The organism is Pseudomonas sp. SDO5271_S396, from assembly GCF_054071795.1.
In genome coordinates, this window is record NZ_JBSVWB010000013.1 from 39,145 (window position 1) to 55,447 (window position 16,303).

The 16,303-nt window shown below is 61.9% G+C and carries 17 protein-coding genes; all 17 read right to left on the minus strand.

Going from position 1 to position 16,303, the window contains the following annotated elements; all coding sequences use genetic code 11:
• Window positions 1-13 precede the first annotated feature (13 nt).
• Window positions 14-901: a flagellar motor protein MotD gene (gene motD / locus ACW9IN_RS11915; protein WP_457366054.1), complete on the minus strand. Its 888-nt coding sequence runs from the start codon at window positions 899-901 to the stop codon at window positions 14-16.
• A gap of 15 nt (window positions 902-916) precedes the next feature.
• Window positions 917-1,657, minus strand: a complete 741-nt coding sequence (locus ACW9IN_RS11920) for a flagellar motor protein (protein WP_025855889.1) — start codon at window positions 1,655-1,657, stop codon at window positions 917-919.
• Window positions 1,657-2,793, minus strand: coding sequence for a protein-glutamate methylesterase/protein-glutamine glutaminase (locus ACW9IN_RS11925; protein WP_457366055.1), 1,137 nt, complete (start codon window positions 2,791-2,793; stop codon window positions 1,657-1,659). Before ACW9IN_RS11925 ends, ACW9IN_RS11920 begins: the two co-directional genes overlap by 1 nt.
• A 48-nt stretch (window positions 2,794-2,841) precedes the next feature.
• Window positions 2,842-5,037, minus strand: a complete 2,196-nt coding sequence (locus ACW9IN_RS11930) for a chemotaxis protein CheA (RefSeq protein ID WP_457366056.1) — start codon at window positions 5,035-5,037, stop codon at window positions 2,842-2,844.
• A gap of 276 nt (window positions 5,038-5,313) precedes the next feature.
• Window positions 5,314-6,102 carry a protein phosphatase CheZ gene (locus ACW9IN_RS11935; protein ID WP_457366057.1) on the minus strand — a complete coding sequence of 263 codons (789 nt, stop codon included), beginning with the start codon at window positions 6,100-6,102 and terminating at the stop codon, window positions 5,314-5,316.
• A gap of 18 nt (window positions 6,103-6,120) precedes the next feature.
• Window positions 6,121-6,495, minus strand: coding sequence for a chemotaxis response regulator CheY (locus ACW9IN_RS11940; protein WP_457366058.1), 375 nt, complete (start codon window positions 6,493-6,495; stop codon window positions 6,121-6,123).
• 170 nt (window positions 6,496-6,665) lie between these two features.
• On the minus strand, window positions 6,666-7,406 hold the full coding sequence (gene fliA / locus ACW9IN_RS11945; RefSeq protein ID WP_135292003.1) for an RNA polymerase sigma factor FliA: 741 nt from the start codon (window positions 7,404-7,406) through the stop codon (window positions 6,666-6,668).
• Window positions 7,403-8,236 (minus strand): flagellar synthesis regulator FleN, encoded by an 834-nt coding sequence (gene fleN / locus ACW9IN_RS11950; RefSeq protein ID WP_003192912.1) that lies wholly within the window; start codon window positions 8,234-8,236, stop codon window positions 7,403-7,405. Before fleN ends, fliA begins: the two co-directional genes overlap by 4 nt.
• A gap of 104 nt (window positions 8,237-8,340) precedes the next feature.
• Complete coding sequence (gene flhF, locus ACW9IN_RS11955; RefSeq protein WP_457366059.1) at window positions 8,341-9,657, minus strand: flagellar biosynthesis protein FlhF; 1,317 nt, start codon at window positions 9,655-9,657, stop codon at window positions 8,341-8,343.
• A 12-nt stretch (window positions 9,658-9,669) separates the two neighbouring features.
• On the minus strand, window positions 9,670-11,784 hold the full coding sequence (flhA, locus tag ACW9IN_RS11960) for a flagellar biosynthesis protein FlhA (protein WP_457366122.1): 2,115 nt from the start codon (window positions 11,782-11,784) through the stop codon (window positions 9,670-9,672).
• A gap of 292 nt (window positions 11,785-12,076) precedes the next feature.
• Window positions 12,077-12,277, minus strand: a complete 201-nt coding sequence (locus tag ACW9IN_RS11965; protein ID WP_457366060.1) for a cold-shock protein — start codon at window positions 12,275-12,277, stop codon at window positions 12,077-12,079.
• A gap of 160 nt (window positions 12,278-12,437) precedes the next feature.
• The gene (gene flhB / locus ACW9IN_RS11970; protein ID WP_457366061.1) at window positions 12,438-13,574 is read right to left on the minus strand and encodes a flagellar biosynthesis protein FlhB; all 1,137 of its coding nucleotides are present in this window, start codon (window positions 13,572-13,574) and stop codon (window positions 12,438-12,440) included.
• A 3-nt stretch (window positions 13,575-13,577) separates the two neighbouring features.
• Window positions 13,578-14,363 carry a flagellar biosynthetic protein FliR gene (gene fliR, locus ACW9IN_RS11975; protein WP_457366062.1) on the minus strand — a complete coding sequence of 262 codons (786 nt, stop codon included), beginning with the start codon at window positions 14,361-14,363 and terminating at the stop codon, window positions 13,578-13,580.
• 4 nt (window positions 14,364-14,367) lie between these two features.
• Window positions 14,368-14,637 carry a flagellar biosynthesis protein FliQ gene (gene fliQ, locus ACW9IN_RS11980; RefSeq protein WP_003175300.1) on the minus strand — a complete coding sequence of 90 codons (270 nt, stop codon included), beginning with the start codon at window positions 14,635-14,637 and terminating at the stop codon, window positions 14,368-14,370.
• 4 nt (window positions 14,638-14,641) lie between these two features.
• On the minus strand, window positions 14,642-15,385 hold the full coding sequence (gene fliP, locus ACW9IN_RS11985; RefSeq protein ID WP_457366063.1) for a flagellar type III secretion system pore protein FliP: 744 nt from the start codon (window positions 15,383-15,385) through the stop codon (window positions 14,642-14,644).
• Window positions 15,385-15,825, minus strand: coding sequence for a flagellar biosynthetic protein FliO (gene fliO / locus ACW9IN_RS11990; RefSeq protein ID WP_457366064.1), 441 nt, complete (start codon window positions 15,823-15,825; stop codon window positions 15,385-15,387). Before fliO ends, fliP begins: the two co-directional genes overlap by 1 nt.
• Before the next feature lies 1 nt (window position 15,826).
• Complete coding sequence (fliN, locus tag ACW9IN_RS11995) at window positions 15,827-16,294, minus strand: flagellar motor switch protein FliN (RefSeq protein WP_457366065.1); 468 nt, start codon at window positions 16,292-16,294, stop codon at window positions 15,827-15,829.
• Window positions 16,295-16,303: the final 9 nt, after the last annotated feature.

Genomic DNA, 16,303 nt, shown 5'->3' on the forward strand with positions numbered 1-16,303 from the left:
GACATGGCATGGGTTATTGAGCCGGTGACGGAGAATTGACGGTACCCTGACGAACCGGCGGCTTTGCAGCAGGCGGTGCAGTTTGTGTGCCAGCCCGCTTCAACGCCGCATCCGGTGTGGCATTGGCCGTACCGGTGCCAGTCAGGCTGCGACGTACATCCAGGTTGCGCGATACCACCAGCACCACCCGGCGGTTGCGCGCGCGCCCTTCGACCGTGGCATTGTTGGCCACCGGCTGGAACTCGCCATACCCCACCGATGCCAGGCGCTGCGGGTTCACACCCTGCATCGCGAGCATCCGTACGATACTCGCCGCCCGCGCCGACGACAGCTCCCAGTTGGTCGGGTACTGCGCCGTGCTGATCGGGAAATTGTCGGTAAAGCCTTCCACATGAATCGGGTTTTCAAACGGCCGCAGGATCGCCGCAACCTTGTCGATGATGGTGAACGCCTGGTCGCTGGGCATGGCGTCGGCACTGGCGAACAGCAGGCTGGAATTGAGCTCGATCTCCACCCACAACTCATTGCCGCGTACGGTCATCTGGTTGGAACTGATCAGGTCGCCGAACGCCGCACTGATGTCATCGGCGATGCTTTTCAGCGGGTCGCTGCTACCGGCCACGCCGGCAGCGGTTTCATCGCTGTCGTTGACCAGCGGCTTGGCCGGGGTCACGGTCTTGGGCCGTTCCTCACCGATGGGAATCGGCTTGAGGGCGCGGTCTGCGTCGTTGAACACGCCGATCAGCGCCTGGGAAATGACCTTGTACTTGCCTTCGTTGATCGACGAGATCGAGTACATCACCACGAAAAATGCGAACAGCAAGGTGATGAAGTCCGCATAGGACACCAGCCAGCGTTCGTGATTGACGTGCTCTTCAGGCTCGCGGCGGCGACGGCTCACAATTCATCCCTCCCATCAGTCCATGAAGCCCTGAAGCTTCAATTCGATGGAGCGCGGGTTCTCGCCCTCGGCGATCGAGAGGATGCCTTCAAGCAGCATTTCACGGTAACGCGACTGGCGCAGGGCAATCGATTTGAGTTTGCTGGCCACCGGCAGCAATACCAGGTTGGCGCTGGCCACACCGTAGATGGTGGCGACGAAGGCCACGGCGATGCCGCTGCCCAGTTGCGACGGATCCGCCAGGTTGCCCATTACATGGATCAGGCCCATCACCGCACCGATGATGCCGATGGTCGGCGCGTAGCCGCCCATGCTCTCAAACACCTTGGCCGCGTTGATGTCGCGACTTTCCTGGGTGTAGAAATCCACTTCCAGGATGCTGCGGATCGCTTCCGGCTCGGCGCCGTCCACCAGCAATTGCAAGCCTTTGCGTGCGTAGCTGTCAGGTTCGGCATCCGCCACGCCTTCCAGGCCCAGCAGGCCTTCCTTGCGCGCGGTGAGGCTCCAGTTGACCACGCGGTCGATGCCACCCGGCAGGTCGACGCGCGGGGGGAAGATGATCCACACCAGAATCTGCATCGCGCGCTTGAACGAGCTCAATGGCGATTGCAGCAGCGCGGCGCCCACGGTACCGCCGATCACGATCAGCGCCGCCGGGCCGTTGGCCAGCGCACCGAGATGGCCGCCTTCGAGGTAGTTGCCGCCGATGATCGCGACAAACGCCATGATGATGCCGATCAGGCTTAACACATCCATCAGAGACAGGCCTCCACCAGATGCTTGCCGATATCGTCCAGGCTGTAGACCGCGTCGGCCAGGTCAGCCTTGACGATGGCCATGGGCATGCCATAGATCACGCAGCTGGCTTCGTCCTGGGCCCAGATGGCGCTGCCGCCCTGCTTGAGCAGGCGCGCGCCTTCACGACCATCGGCCCCCATGCCGGTGAGCACCACCGCCAGAACTTTGTCACCGTAGGACTTGGCCGCAGAACCGAAGGTGATGTCCACGCACGGCTTGTAGTTCAGGCGCTCGTCACCCGGCAGGATTTTCACCGCGCCGCGACCGTCCACCATCATCTGCTTGCCACCCGGCGCCAGCAGCGCCAGGCCAGGACGCAAGATGTCGCCGTCTTCGGCTTCCTTGACGCTGATGCGGCACAGCTTGTCCAGGCGCTCGGCAAAGGCCTTGGTGAACGCGGCGGGCATGTGCTGCACCAGCACGATCGGCGCCGGGAAGTTGGCCGGCAATTGGGTCAGCACCCGTTGCAGGGCTACCGGGCCGCCGGTGGAAGTGCCGATGGCGACCAGCTTGTAGGCCTTGCGCTTGGGCGCGGGCGAATGAGCAGCGGGCGCTGCGGCGCGCACTGGCGCCGGTGCTGGGCGTGCAGCTGGCGCAGGCGCTGGCGCGGGACGACCGAACGATGAGGCCGGTGAAGGGGCCGGTGCCGCAACGGCAGCCGGAGTCGGCGCGGGCGTACTGAACAGGCTGCGACGGTTGCTGCGGGAAATACTGTGTACTTTCTCGCACAGCAGTTGCTTGACCTTCTCGGGATTGCGCGAGATGTCTTCGAAATTCTTCGGCAGGAAGTCCACCGCACCGGCGTCCAGCGCATCGAGGGTCACCCGAGCGCCTTCGTGGGTCAGCGAGGAGAACATCAACACCGGAGTCGGGCAGCGCTGCATGATGTGCCGCACCGCCGTGATGCCGTCCATCATCGGCATCTCGTAGTCCATGGTGATCACGTCCGGCTTCAACGCAATGGCTTGATCGATCGCCTCTTTGCCGTTGGTGGCCGTGCCGACCACCTGGATGCTTGGATCGGCGGAAAGAATTTCCGAGACGCGGCGGCGGAAGAAACCCGAATCGTCCACCACCAGGACCTTGACTGCCATAAACACTCCGTTAGGCGGGGCAGGCACTACTGCCCTGCCCCACCAGAATCAAATACGCCGAGCGGCGTAACGCTTGAGCATGCTCGGAACATCGAGAATCAGCGCGATCCGACCGTCACCGGTAATGGTCGCACCCGACATGCCCGGGGTTCCCTGCAGCATTTTGCCCAAAGGCTTGATGACCACCTCTTCCTGGCCCACCAACTGGTCGACGACAAAGCCGATGCGCTGGGTGCCCACGGAGAGAATCACCACATGGCCTTCGCGCTGCTCTTCATGCTTGGCCGATGCCACCAGCCAGCGCTTGAGGTAGAACAGAGGCAACGCCTTGTCGCGCACGATCACCACCTCCTGGCCGTCCACCACGTTGGTGCGCGACAGGTCGAGGTGGAAGATCTCGTTGACGTTGACCAGCGGGAAGGCGAACGCCTGGTTGCCCAGCATCACCATCAGGGTCGGCATGATCGCCAGGGTCAACGGCACCTTGATGACGATCTTCGAGCCCTGGCCCTTGGTCGAGTAAATGTTGATCGAGCCGTTGAGCTGGCTGATCTTGGTCTTCACCACGTCCATGCCCACACCACGGCCGGACACGTCGGAAATCTCGGTCTTGGTCGAGAAGCCCGGAGCGAAGATCAGGTTGTAGCACTCGGTGTCGGTAAGACGGTCGGCGGCATCCTTGTCCATCACACCACGCTTGACCGCGATGTTACGCAGGATGGTCGGGTCCATGCCCTTGCCGTCATCGGTGATCGACAACAGGATATGGTCGCCCTCTTGCTCGGCCGCCAATACCACTTTGCCGTTGCGGGACTTGCCGGCGGCTTCGCGTTCCTCCGGGGTTTCGACACCGTGGTCGACCGCGTTGCGCACCAAGTGGACCAGCGGGTCGGCCAGGGCCTCGACAAGGTTTTTGTCGAGGTCGGTTTCTTCACCCACCAGTTCCAGGTTGATTTCTTTCTTGAGCTGGCGCGCCAGGTCGCGAACCAGGCGCGGGAAACGACCGAAGACTTTCTTGATCGGCTGCATCCGCGTCTTCATCACCGCGGTTTGCAGGTCGGCGGTGACCACGTCGAGGTTCGACACGGCTTTTTGCATCGCCTCATCGGCGCTGCTCAGGCCCAGGCGCACCAGGCGGTTACGCACCAGCACCAGTTCGCCGACCATGTTCATGATGTCGTCCAGTCGCGCGGTATCGACCCGCACGGTGGTCTCGGCTTCGCTGACCGGTTTTTCGGCCACCGGTGCCGGCGCAGCGCGGGCTGGAGCCACTGCTGCGGCGGGGGCCGGTGCGGTCTTGGCCGCTGGCGCAGCGGCTTTGGCCGCCACCGGTGCCGCCGTCGCCACGGCGGCAGCCGGGGCGACTTCAGAGAACTTGCCCTTGCCGTGCAGCTCATCCAGCAGGGACTCGAACTCCTGATCACTGATCAGGCCATCGTCCGCAGGCGCAGCAGCAGGCGCAGCAGCCGGTGCCGCCGTGGCAGCGACCGCCGGCAGTGCATCGGCCGCAAAGGTGCCTTTGCCGTGCAACTGGTCCAGCAAGGCTTCGAATTCGTCGTCGGTAATGTCGGTGCTCGCCGTGGCGGCAGGCGCCGGCGGTTCCACCGCAGCCGGTGCCACTGCATCGGCGGCGAATTGGCCTTTGCCGTGCAATTGATCGAGCAGGGATTCGAACTCGGCGTCGGTGATATCTTCGCTGGCGGGCGCAGCCACCGGCGCCGCCGGCGCTTCAGCTTCGGCCTTGACCGCACTGAGGGAGTTGAGCAGTTGTTCGAACTCGCTGTCGGTCACATCCGGCTCAGGCGCGGCCACAGGCTCGGGCGCCGCTTCAGCCACCGGCGCCGCCGACGGATCGGCCGGTTCGGCGTAGCGCGCCAGGGCGGCCAGCAGTTCCGGAGTGGCGGGAGTAATCGGCGCGCGTTCGCGCACTTGGCCGAACATGCCATTGACGGCGTCCAGCGCTTCGAGAATTACGTCCATCAATTCCGAGTCGACGTGACGCTCACCCTTGCGCAGGATGTCGAACACGTTCTCGGCGATGTGGCAGCACTCCACCAGCTCATGGAGCTGGAGGAAGCCGGCGCCCCCTTTTACAGTGTGAAAACCGCGAAAAATTGCATTGAGCAGGTTCGCATCATCCGGTCGGCTTTCCAGCTCGACCAGTTGCTCGGACAACTGCTCCAAGATTTCGCCGGCCTCTACAAGGAAATCCTGAAGGATCTCTTCATCGGCGCCGAAGCTCATGTGGGTGCTCCTTTAGGTCCTGATAGCGGCAAATGACGGATCGCGTTGGAGCTGTGAGCGGGCCAGGCAAGGCGCGGAACGCGGGCAAGGGTTGTTTCCTTGCCAAGTTCCGCAACGCAGCATGGCGCGCTCACAGCTCCAACCCGGAGGGCCGGGCCCCGCAAGGCGCAAGCCGTCGTTATTCGTCGTTCATTTGGAAAAACCAAACCTCTCTCCTCATGCCTAGCCTTGCGCCTTGCGGGGCCCGGCGCGACCGTCATTTGCCGCTATCAGGACCTAAAAGCCTAAACTGGATAACAGGTCATCGACATCATCCTGACCCGATACAACGTCTTCACGTTTATCGGCATGAATCTGCGGACCTTCACCCTTGGCGAGATGTTTTTGTGGATCTTTTTCCGAGAGGATCGCTGCGCGGTCATGTTCGATCCCCGCGAAACGGTCGACCTGGCCGGCCATGAGCACCAATTTGAGCAAGTTGCTTTCCACTTCGGTGACCAGTTGGGTCACGCGCTTGATCACCTGACCGGTGAGGTCCTGGTAATCCTGGGCCAGCAGAATGTCATTGAGGTTGCTGGAAACCGTACGGTTTTCCTGCTCGCTGCGTGACAGGAACGCTTCAATCCGACGGGCCAACTCGCGGAACTCTTCCGCCCCGACTTCGCGGCGCATGAAGCGGCCCCAGTCAGCGCTGAGGGCCTGGGCTTCGCTGGCCATGCCGCTGACCAGGGGCGTGGCGTTTTCCACCAGGTCCATGGTGCGATTGGCCGCCGCCTCGGTCAGCCTGACCACATAGGACAGGCGCTCGGTGGCATCGGTAATCTGCGAAATCTCTTCAGCCTGGGGCATGTGCGGGTCAATGTGGAAATTGACGATCGCACTGTGCAGCTCGCGCGTGAGCTTGCCCACTTCCTGGTACAGGCCACGGTCACGGGTCTGGTTGAGCTCATGGATCAACTGCACCGCATCGCCGAACTGACCTTTTTCAAGGCTCTCGACCAACTGGTGAGCATGTTTTTTCAGGGTCGACTCGAAGTCTCCCTGTGACGTTTCGTTATGCTCCATAGCTCCCCCGTGGCAGCATCAGTTACCGATGCGTTCGAAGATTTTTTCGATCTTCTCTTTCAGCGCCAATGCGGTGAATGGTTTGACCACGTAACCGTTTACCCCGGCCTGGGCGGCTTCGATGATCTGTTCACGCTTGGCTTCGGCGGTCACCATCAGCACGGGAAGGCTGCGCAGTTTTTCGTCGGCGCGCACGTGGCGCAGCAGATCGATGCCGGTCATGCCTGGCATGTTCCAGTCGGTTACCAGAAAGTCGATGCTCCCGCTGTTGAGGATCGGAATCGCCGTAATGCCGTCATCCGCCTCGACCGTGTTTGTGAACCCCAGGTCACGCAACAGGTTTTTTATGATCCGCCGCATCGTTGAAAAGTCATCAACGATGAGGATTTTCATGTTCTTGTCCAATTCGACCTCCAAGCAGTCTTAAACGCGCCCAGCACCTGGACGCGCCATTTCAATCAACAGGCATTACACAAAAAGGACTGCCGGTGGCACCACGGGTCGGTCCCGCAAAGGTCAACGCCCCTCACGGCCTCGTCTGCAGTGCTCCCCAACACTGCCTGTCAGCGCGCTCGCCACTCTCCCAGACGCCCCCGCAAACGGGCGGCGCACTGGCTATGCAACTGGCTGACCCGCGATTCGCTGACCCCCAGGACCTCACCGATTTCCTTGAGGTTCAGCTCTTCGTCGTAGTACAGCGCCAACACCAGCCGCTCACGCTCCGGCAAATTGGCAATCGCGTCCGCCAGCGCGCCCTGGAAGCGTTCGTCTTCCAGGTCGCGCGACGGCTCAAGATGAGCACTCGCGCCGTCCTCGTGCAGCCCTTCGTGTTCGCCGTCCTGCAACAGGTCGTCGAAACTGAACAGGCGGCTGCCCAAGGTATCGTTCAAAATCCCGTAGTAATCGTCGAGACTCAATTGGAGTTCGGCAGCAACTTCATGATCTTTAGCGTCACGGCCGGTTTTTGCTTCAATTGCGCGAATTGCATCACTGACCATGCGCGTATTGCGGTGCACCGAACGCGGCGCCCAATCGCCCTTGCGCACTTCATCGAGCATCGCGCCACGGATGCGAATACCCGCATAGGTCTCGAAACTCGCACCCTTGCTCGCGTCGTATTTGGTCGACACTTCGAGCAGGCCGATCATGCCCGCCTGGATCAGGTCTTCGACCTGGACGCTGGCAGGCAGGCGCGCCAGCAAGTGGTAGGCGATACGCTTGACCAGCGGCGCATAGCGCTCGATCAACTCGCCTTGGCTGTCACGGGCAGACTTCTTGTACGCGTTGTAGCCAGTCGCTGTCATAGCACGGGTCCTGCGCTCGTCTGATGCACCAATCGCTCGACGAAAAACTCCAGATGCCCGCGCGGGTTGGCAGGCAACGGCCAGGTATCGACCTTCTGGGCAATCGCCTTGAACGCCAGCGCGCACTTGGAGCGGGGAAACGCTTCGTAGACTGCACGCTGCTTCTGCACAGCCTTGCGCACACACTCGTCGTAGGGCACAGCGCCGACGTATTGTAGGGCGACATCGAGAAAGCGGTCCGTGACCTTGGTCAATTTGGCGAACAGGTTGCGACCTTCCTGCGGGCTCTGGGCCATGTTGGCGAGCACACGGAAGCGGTTCATGCCGTAGTCACGGTTGAGCAGTTTGATCAGGGCGTAGGCGTCGGTGATCGAAGTGGGCTCATCGCACACCACCAGCAACACTTCCTGGGCGGCGCGCACGAAGCTGACCACGGACTCGCCGATCCCGGCAGCGGTGTCGATCACCAGCACATCCAGGTTGTCACCGATATCGCTGAACGCCTGGATCAGGCCGGCATGCTGCGCCGGACTCAGGTGCACCATGCTCTGGGTGCCGGAGGCCGCCGGCACGATACGAATGCCGCCAGGGCCCTGGAGCAGCACATCGCGCAGCTCGCAGCGCCCTTCGATCACATCGGCAAGGGTGTGTTTGGGCGTCAGTCCCAGCAGAACGTCGACGTTCGCCAGCCCCAGGTCAGCGTCCAGCAGCATGACGCGACGGCCAAGCTCTGCCAGCGCCAGGGACAAATTCACTGACACGTTAGTTTTCCCGACGCCACCTTTGCCGCCGGTCACCGCGATCACCTGTACGGGATGCATGCTGCCCATTTTATTTCTTTACCTTGTCTTGCTTAGACGCAGGCTACATGGCTTGGCCGCGTGAATCGCTTGCAGACCATCGATGTAGATACATTGCACTGTGTTCATAGTGCTCAGCCCACCCGTTTGGCCGGGCTGTGGTACAGATCAGCGAACATGTCGGCCATCGCTTCCTCGCTAGGCTCATCTTGCATTTGTACGCTGACGGCACGGCTGACCAACTGATGACGGCGCGGCAGATGCAGATCATCCGGGATCCGCGGCCCGTCGGTCAGGTAGGCGACCGGTAGTTCATGGCTGATGGCCAGGCTCAACACCTCGCCCAGGCTCGCGGTTTCATCGAGCTTGGTGAGGATGCAACCGGCCAGGCCGCAACGCTTGTAGCTGTGATAAGCAGCGGTAAGTACCTGTTTTTGACTGGTGGTTGCAAGCACCAGGTAATTTTTCGACTTGATGCCACGCCCGGCCAGGCTTTCCAGTTGCATGCGCAATGCCGGATCGCTGGCTTGCAGGCCGGCGGTGTCGATCAGCACCACGCGCTTGCGCAGCAGCGGGTCGAGGGCATTGGCCAGGGACTGGCCCGGGTCGACATGGGTCACCGGCACATTGAGAATGCGCCCCAGGGTCTTGAGCTGTTCCTGCGCACCGATACGGTAGCTGTCCATGCTCACCAGCGCGATATTCTGCGCGCCGTACTTGAGCACATAACGGGCGGCCAGCTTGGCCAGGGTGGTGGTCTTGCCCATGCCGGCCGGGCCGACCATGGCGATCACGCCGCCCTCTTCCAGGGGTTCGATTTCCGGGGTGACGATCATCCGCGCCAGATGGGCCAGCAGCATGCGCCAGGCCTGGCGGGGTTCTTCGATTTCGGTGGTCAGCGCCAGCAGGTCGCGGGACAACGGGCCGGACAAGCCGATGCGTTGCAGGCGGCGCCACAGGTTGGCCTGTTGCGGTTTGCTGCCTTGCAATTGGGTCCAGGCCAGCGAGCCCAGTTGCACTTCCAGCAGCTCGCGCAGGCCGTTGAGTTCAAAGCGCATCGAGTCGAACACACGCGGGTCCACCGTCGGCGCGGGGGCAGGCGCGGCGGGACGCGGTGGCTCTTTGAAAGTCGGTTCCACCAGCGGCTCGGCAGCAGTCAGCGGCAGGCCGGCGAACAGCTGGCGATTGGTGGTCGCGTCGATGTCGCCACGCATGCTCAACTCGGCCTGGGCCGAAACGATGCGCGAAGCGGTCTTGCGCAACTCGTCTTCGAGTTCCATGTTCGGCACACGCGGCGCCAGGGCCTGGGGGGTGTAATCCAGGGCAGCCGTCAGCTCCACACCGCCGGCAATACGACGGTTACCGATGATCGCGGCATCAGCGCCCAGCTCATCACGCACCAGTTTCATGGCCTGACGCATATCGGCGGCGAAAAAACGCTTAACTTGCATAACCCACTACCCTCAGCCGTTGGGCCCTACTGTCGCGACGATAGTCACTTGCTTGTTGTCAGGAATTTCCTGATAAGCCAAAACGTGCAAATTCGGTACTGCCAGGCGCCCAAACCGCGACAACATCGCCCGGACGGGGCCCGCCACCAGCAGAATCACCGGTTGGCCCTGCATTTCCTGGCGTTGCGCGGCGTCGATCAACGAACGCTGCAGCTTCTCGGCCATGCTTGGCTCCAGCAGAACGCCCTCTTCCTGGCCTTGTCCTGCCTTCTGGATACTATTGAGCAATATTTGTTCCAACCTGGGTTCCAGGGTGATCACAGGCAGCTCGGAGTCAAGCCCTACAATGCTTTGCACGATTGCGCGGGACAAGCCGACGCGCACCGCCGCCACCAGAGCGGCAGTATCTTGACTCTTGGCGGCATTGTTGGCGATGGCCTCGGCAATGCTGCGAATGTCGCGTACCGGCACCTGTTCGGCCAGCAAGGCTTGCAGCACCTTGAGCAACTGCGACAGCGTGAGCACGCCCGGCACCAGCTCTTCGGCGAGTTTTGGCGAGGCTTTGCCGAGCAAGCCCATCAATTGCTGGACTTCCTCGTGGCCGATCAGCTCGTGGGAGTGCTTGTAGAGAATCTGGTTGAGGTGCGTGGCCACCACGGTACTGGCGTCCACCACGGTGTAACCCAGGGACTGCGCCTGGCTGCGCTGGCTGATTTCGATCCAGACCGCGTCCAGGCCAAAAGCCGGATCTTTGGCGGTAATGCCGTTCAGGCTGCCGAACACCTGGCCCGGGTTGATCGCCAGCTCGCGGTCCGGGTAGATCTCGGCTTCGGCCAGGATCACCCCCATCAGGGTCAGGCGATAGGCGCTGGGGGCCAGGTCGAGGTTGTCGCGAATGTGCACGGTGGGCATCAGGAAGCCCAGGTCCTGCGACAATTTCTTGCGCACCCCCTTGATCCTCGCGAGCAATTGGCCGCCCTGGTTGCGGTCCACCAGCGGAATCAGGCGATAGCCCACTTCCAGACCGATCATGTCGATCGGGGTTACGTCGTCCCAGCCCAACTCCTTGGTTTCCTGGGCGCGGGCCGGCGACGGCAGCAGCTCCTGCTGGCGTGCAACCTCTTGCATGGCCTTGACCTTGATCGCGTGCTGCTTCTTCCAGAACAGGTAAGCGGCGCCGCCGGCCAACGCGGCCATGGTGAGGAACGATACGTGGGGCATGCCCGGCACGATGCCCATGATTGCCATGATGCCGGCGGCCACGGCCAGCGCCTTGGGCGATGCGAACATCTGCCGGCTGATCTGCTTGCCCATGTCTTCGGAGCCCGAAGCACGGGTCACCATGATCGCCGCCGCTGTCGATAACAACAGTGATGGCAATTGCGCCACTAAACCGTCACCGATGGTCAGCAAGGCGTACACCTTGCCCGCATCGCCGAAGGTCATGCCGTGCTGGAAGATACCGACCGCCATGCCGCCGATCAGGTTGATGAACAGAATCAACAGACCGGCAATGGCGTCACCACGCACGAATTTGCTGGCACCGTCCATGGAACCGTAGAACTCGGCTTCCTGGGCCACTTCCGCGCGACGGGCCTTGGCCTGGTTCTGGTCGATAAGACCAGCGTTGAGGTCGGCGTCGATTGCCATCTGCTTGCCGGGCATCGCATCGAGGGTAAACCGCGCGCTCACCTCGGAGATCCGCCCGGCACCCTTGGTCACCACGACGAAGTTGATGATCATCAGGATGGCGAACACCACGATACCGACCACGTAGTTGCCGCCGATCACCACCTCACCGAAGGCCTGGATCACCTTACCGGCGGCGGCGTGGCCGTCCTGGCCGTGGAGCATGACCACGCGGGTGGACGCCACGTTCAGCGCCAGACGCAGCAGGGTCGCCACCAGAAGGATCGTGGGGAATACCGCAAAGTCCAGCGGCCGCAGGGCGTACACACACACCAGCAGCACCACGACAGACAGGGCAATGTTGAACGTGAAGAATACGTCCAGCAGGAACGGCGGCATCGGCAACATCATCATTGCCAGCATGACCAGCAACAACAGCGGCACACCCAGATTGCCCCGCGAGAGGTCAGTCAGGGTGCCACGGGCCGTGCTGAGCATTTGAGAACGTTCCACCGGTATTCCTCGTGTCCTTGAAGCAAACTTTTGACGCCGAGAAGCGTCCTGGAGGCGCTATTGCAAGAAGCCTTCCAACTTTTGCTCTTCAGATCGGAACCCGTTGTTTCCGGGGCGGCACAGCTGACAACGAGGCTGCCTGACCCACCGCCTTCGTAGCCTCGCCGGGGCTCGACAACTCCCACAGGGGATTGGCAGTGGCTGGAAGAACGCTGCCACCAGGGACATCGCGCCGCTTGTGGGAGCTTTGCCTGCGAAGACGGCGACACATCCGCCGCTAGATAAGCGTGATGTTGACCGCAAACACACCCTCGCGGCGGTTGATTCTCCCCAGTCGCACTCGCAGGCCCTTTCTGAGCCAGATCCCGCGCGAGCTGATGAGATCCACTTGCACGCAGTCTTCCCCATTATCCAGTGCAATCCAGCCCTTGCCGGTTGCCCGGCAATAACAGCTGACCGTGCCCGTCACAGCTTCCATCCACCATTCCTCTGCATCTTTTAACCACTTCTGCGCAGTCCATAGCGCCATGGAATCGCGAGCGAGCGATGCTGGCTACTGTCAGAGTTGACAGGTCTCGGGGATTTTCGGATAAATGGCACGGTGTCAATTTGACAGCACGCAAAGGCGTCAAAAAGCCTCAGGAATCGCGGCGCAGGTCAGGCGGGATCGGCAGGTCTTTGAGCGGATCCGGGCGCTTGCCCTTGCCTGCACGGTATTGGCGGATCTGATAGACATACGCCAGCACCTGGGCCACGGCCAGGTACAGACCGGCGGGGATTTCCTGGTCCAGGTCGGTGGAGTAGTAGATCGACCGCGCCAGCGCCGGCGACTCCAGCAGCAGGATGTCGTTGGCCACGGCGATTTCGCGGATTTTCAGCGCGGTGAAGTCGGCGCCCTTGGCCAGCAGCATCGGCGCCCCGCCCTTTTCCGGGTCGTACTTGAGGGCCACGGCGTAGTGGGTCGGGTTGGTGATGACCACATCGGCGTCGGGCACCGAGGCCATCATCTTGCGCTGGGACATTTCTCGCTGGAGCTGGCGAATGCGCTGCTTGACCTCGGGGCGACCTTCCTGGTCCTTGTGTTCGTCACGCACTTCCTGCTTGGTCATCAGCAGTTTTTTGTGGCTTTCCCACAGCTGGATCGGTGCATCCACCGCCGCGATGATGATCAGCCCGGCCGCCATCCACAGCGAGCTCCAGCCCACCAGCTGCACGCTGTGAATGATCGCCGACTCCAGCGGCTCATGGGCGATGCGCAACAGGTCGTCGATGTCCGACGACAACACCATCAGCGCCACGAACAGCACCAGGATGAACTTGGCCAGCGCCTTGAGCAGCTCCACCAGCGCCTTGGCGGAAAACATCCGCTTGAGCCCCGCCCCCGGGTTCAGGCGGCTGAATTTGGGCGCCATGCTGCCGGCTGCGAACAACCAGCCGCCAAGGGACACCGGTCCGATCAGGGCGGCCAGCAACAGGGGAATCAGGATCGGTTGCACCGCCAGAATCGCGATCTTGCCCGAGTGCATCAGGTACTGGCCCATGGTGCCCGGGTTGAGCAGCACGTCACGGGGCAAGGCGAAGTTGTGCTTCATCAGCTCCATCAGATCCAGCGCGAGGCCGCCACCGTAAATCAGCAAGGCACCGGCACCGGCCAGCATCACCGCAACGGTATTGAGCTCTTTGGAACGCGCGATCTCGCCCTTTTCCCTGGAGTCCTTTTTGCGTTTCTCCGTGGGGTCTTCTGTTTTGTCCTGACCACTCTCGCTCTCGGCCATGGCTCAGCGCGCCCGTGCCAGATCACGCAAAAACTGCAAGGCGTCGGTCGCCAGCGGTTGATACTGATTGAGAATGTCAGCCAGGCTGACCCAGAGAATCCCCATGCCCAATACGAGGGTCAGGGGGAAGCCTATGGAGAAGATGTTCAGTTGCGGCGCCGCGCGGGTCATCACGCCAAAGGCAATGTTGACTACCAGCAGCGCGGTGATCGCCGGCAACACCAGCAGTAACGAAGCGCCGAGCACCCAACTGAGGCGCCCGACCAGCTCCCAGAAATGGTTGACCACCAACCCGGAGCCTACCGGCAGGGTGGTAAAGCTCTCCGTCAGCACCTCGAACATCACCAGGTGGCCGTTCATCGACAGGAACAGCAAGGTCACCAACATGGTCAGGAACTGCCCGATCACCGCCACCGACACGCCGTTGGTGGGGTCGACCATGGACGCGAAGCCCATGCCCATCTGGATCGAAATGATTTGCCCGGCGATCACGAACGCCTGGAAAAACAACGTGAGGGAAAAGCCCAGCAGCGCGCCGATCAGGATCTGTTCGGCAATCAGCATCAGTGCGCTGAGGTCCAGGGCGTTCACCGGCGGCATGGGCGGCAATCCGGGCACGATCACCACCGTGATGGCAAACGCGAAATACAGGCGGATACGCCGCGGCACCAGGGTGGTACCGAATACCGGCATGGTCATCAGCACCGCCGTGACACGAAACATCGGCAGGATGAAGGACGCCACCCAGGTACTGATCTGGGTGTCGGTCAATGCGAGCACGGATTGCATCGGGTCAGCCGATCAACTGCGGAATACTGCCGTACAACTGCAGGATGTATTCCATGAAAGTCTGCACCAGCCAGGGGCCGGCCACGATCAGCGTGACCAGCATCACCAGCAGGCGCGGCAGAAAGCTCAGGGTCTGTTCGTTGATCTGGGTCGCGGCCTGGAACATCGCCACCAGCAGGCCCACCAACAGGCTGGGCACCACCAGCACGGCCACCATCATGGTGGTCAGCCACAACGCTTCACGGAACAGGTCGACCGCAACTTCTGGTGTCATCGCGCTATACCCCGCCGAAGCTGCTGGCCAGGGTGCCGATAATCAGCGCCCAGCCATCCACCAGCACAAACAGCATGATCTTGAACGGCAATGAAATGATCAGCGGCGACAGCATCATCATCCCCATGGCCATCAGCACACTGGCCACCACCAGGTCGATGATCAGGAACGGGATGAAGATCATGAAGCCGATCTGAAACGCAGTTTTCAGCTCGGAGGTGACGAACGCCGGAACCAGAATGGTCAACGGTGCCTGGTCCGGCGTGGCGATGTCGGTGCGCTTGGACAGGCGCATGAACAGCTCGAGGTCGCTGGAGCGGGTCTGCGACAGCATGAAATCCTTGACCGGGCCCTGGGCTTTGTCGATGGCTTCCTGGGCGGTGATTTTTTCCGCCAGGTAGGGTTGCAGGGCTTGCTGGTTCACCTTGTCGAACACCGGCGCCATGATGAATAGGGTCAGAAACAGCGCCATGCCGGTGAGGATCTGGTTCGACGGCGTCTGTTGCAGGCCCAGGGCCTGACGCAGGATCGAGAACACAATGATGATCCGCGTGAAGCTGGTCATCAGCATGACGAACGCCGGGATAAAACTCAGCGCGGTCATGATCAGCAGGATCTGCAGGCTGACCGAATACTCCTGGGCGCCCTGCGCGTTGGTGCCCAGGGTGATCGCCGGGATCGACAGCGGGTCGGCGCCGAACGCCAGCGGCGCCGCCAGCAACAGCATGAGCGTCAATAAAACGCGCATTACTTCTTATCCTTCTGATCCTTGCCCAGCAACTCCATCAGGCGCTGGGCGAATTCCGGCGTGGCGGCCTGGGACTGGGCCACTTCCACCGGGGTCTTGAGCACATGCAGCGGCGTGATGCGGCCTGGGGTGATGCCCAGCAGGATCTGCTCCTCGCCCACCTGCACCAGCACCAGCCGGTCACGCGGGCCGAGGGCACGGGCGCCGATCATTTCGATCACCTGGCCATTACCCGGGCCAACCCGCTGCACGCGACGCATCAGCCAGGCCAGCACGAAGATCAGGCCCACCACCAGCAACAACCCCAGCACCAACTGAGTCAGTTGCCCACCGATGCCGCTGCCGCTCGGCGCCGCTGCGGCCGCCGCCTGGGCCACCGGTTCCGCCGCCAATACGTCCAATGGCAGTGCGACCAACAGTCCTACCATCAAGCGCCGCATATCAGCGCAACTTCTTGATGCGTTCGCTGGGGCTGATCACGTCAGTCAGGCGGATGCCGAACTTCTCGTTGACCACCACCACTTCGCCGTGGGCAATCAGGGTGCCGTTGACCAGCACGTCCAACGGCTCACCGGCCAGGCGATCCAGCTCGATCACCGACCCCTGGTTGAGCTGCAGCAGGTTGCGAATGTTGATTTCGGTGCTGCCCACTTCCATGGAAATGGACACCGGAATATCCAGGATCACGTCCAGGTTAGGGCCATCGAGGCTCACCGGGTCGTTGTTCTTCGGCACGCTGCCGAATTCTTCCATCGCCAGGCGGTTGCCCACTGGCGCGGTGGCTGCATCGGCAGCCAGCAGTGCGTCGATATCGTCCTGGCTGGCGTCGCCGGTCTCTTCCAGTGCCGCTGCCCACTCGTCAGCCAGGGCCTGGTCTTCAGCGGAAGTGTTTTCGTGTTCGGTAGCCATTACATGTCC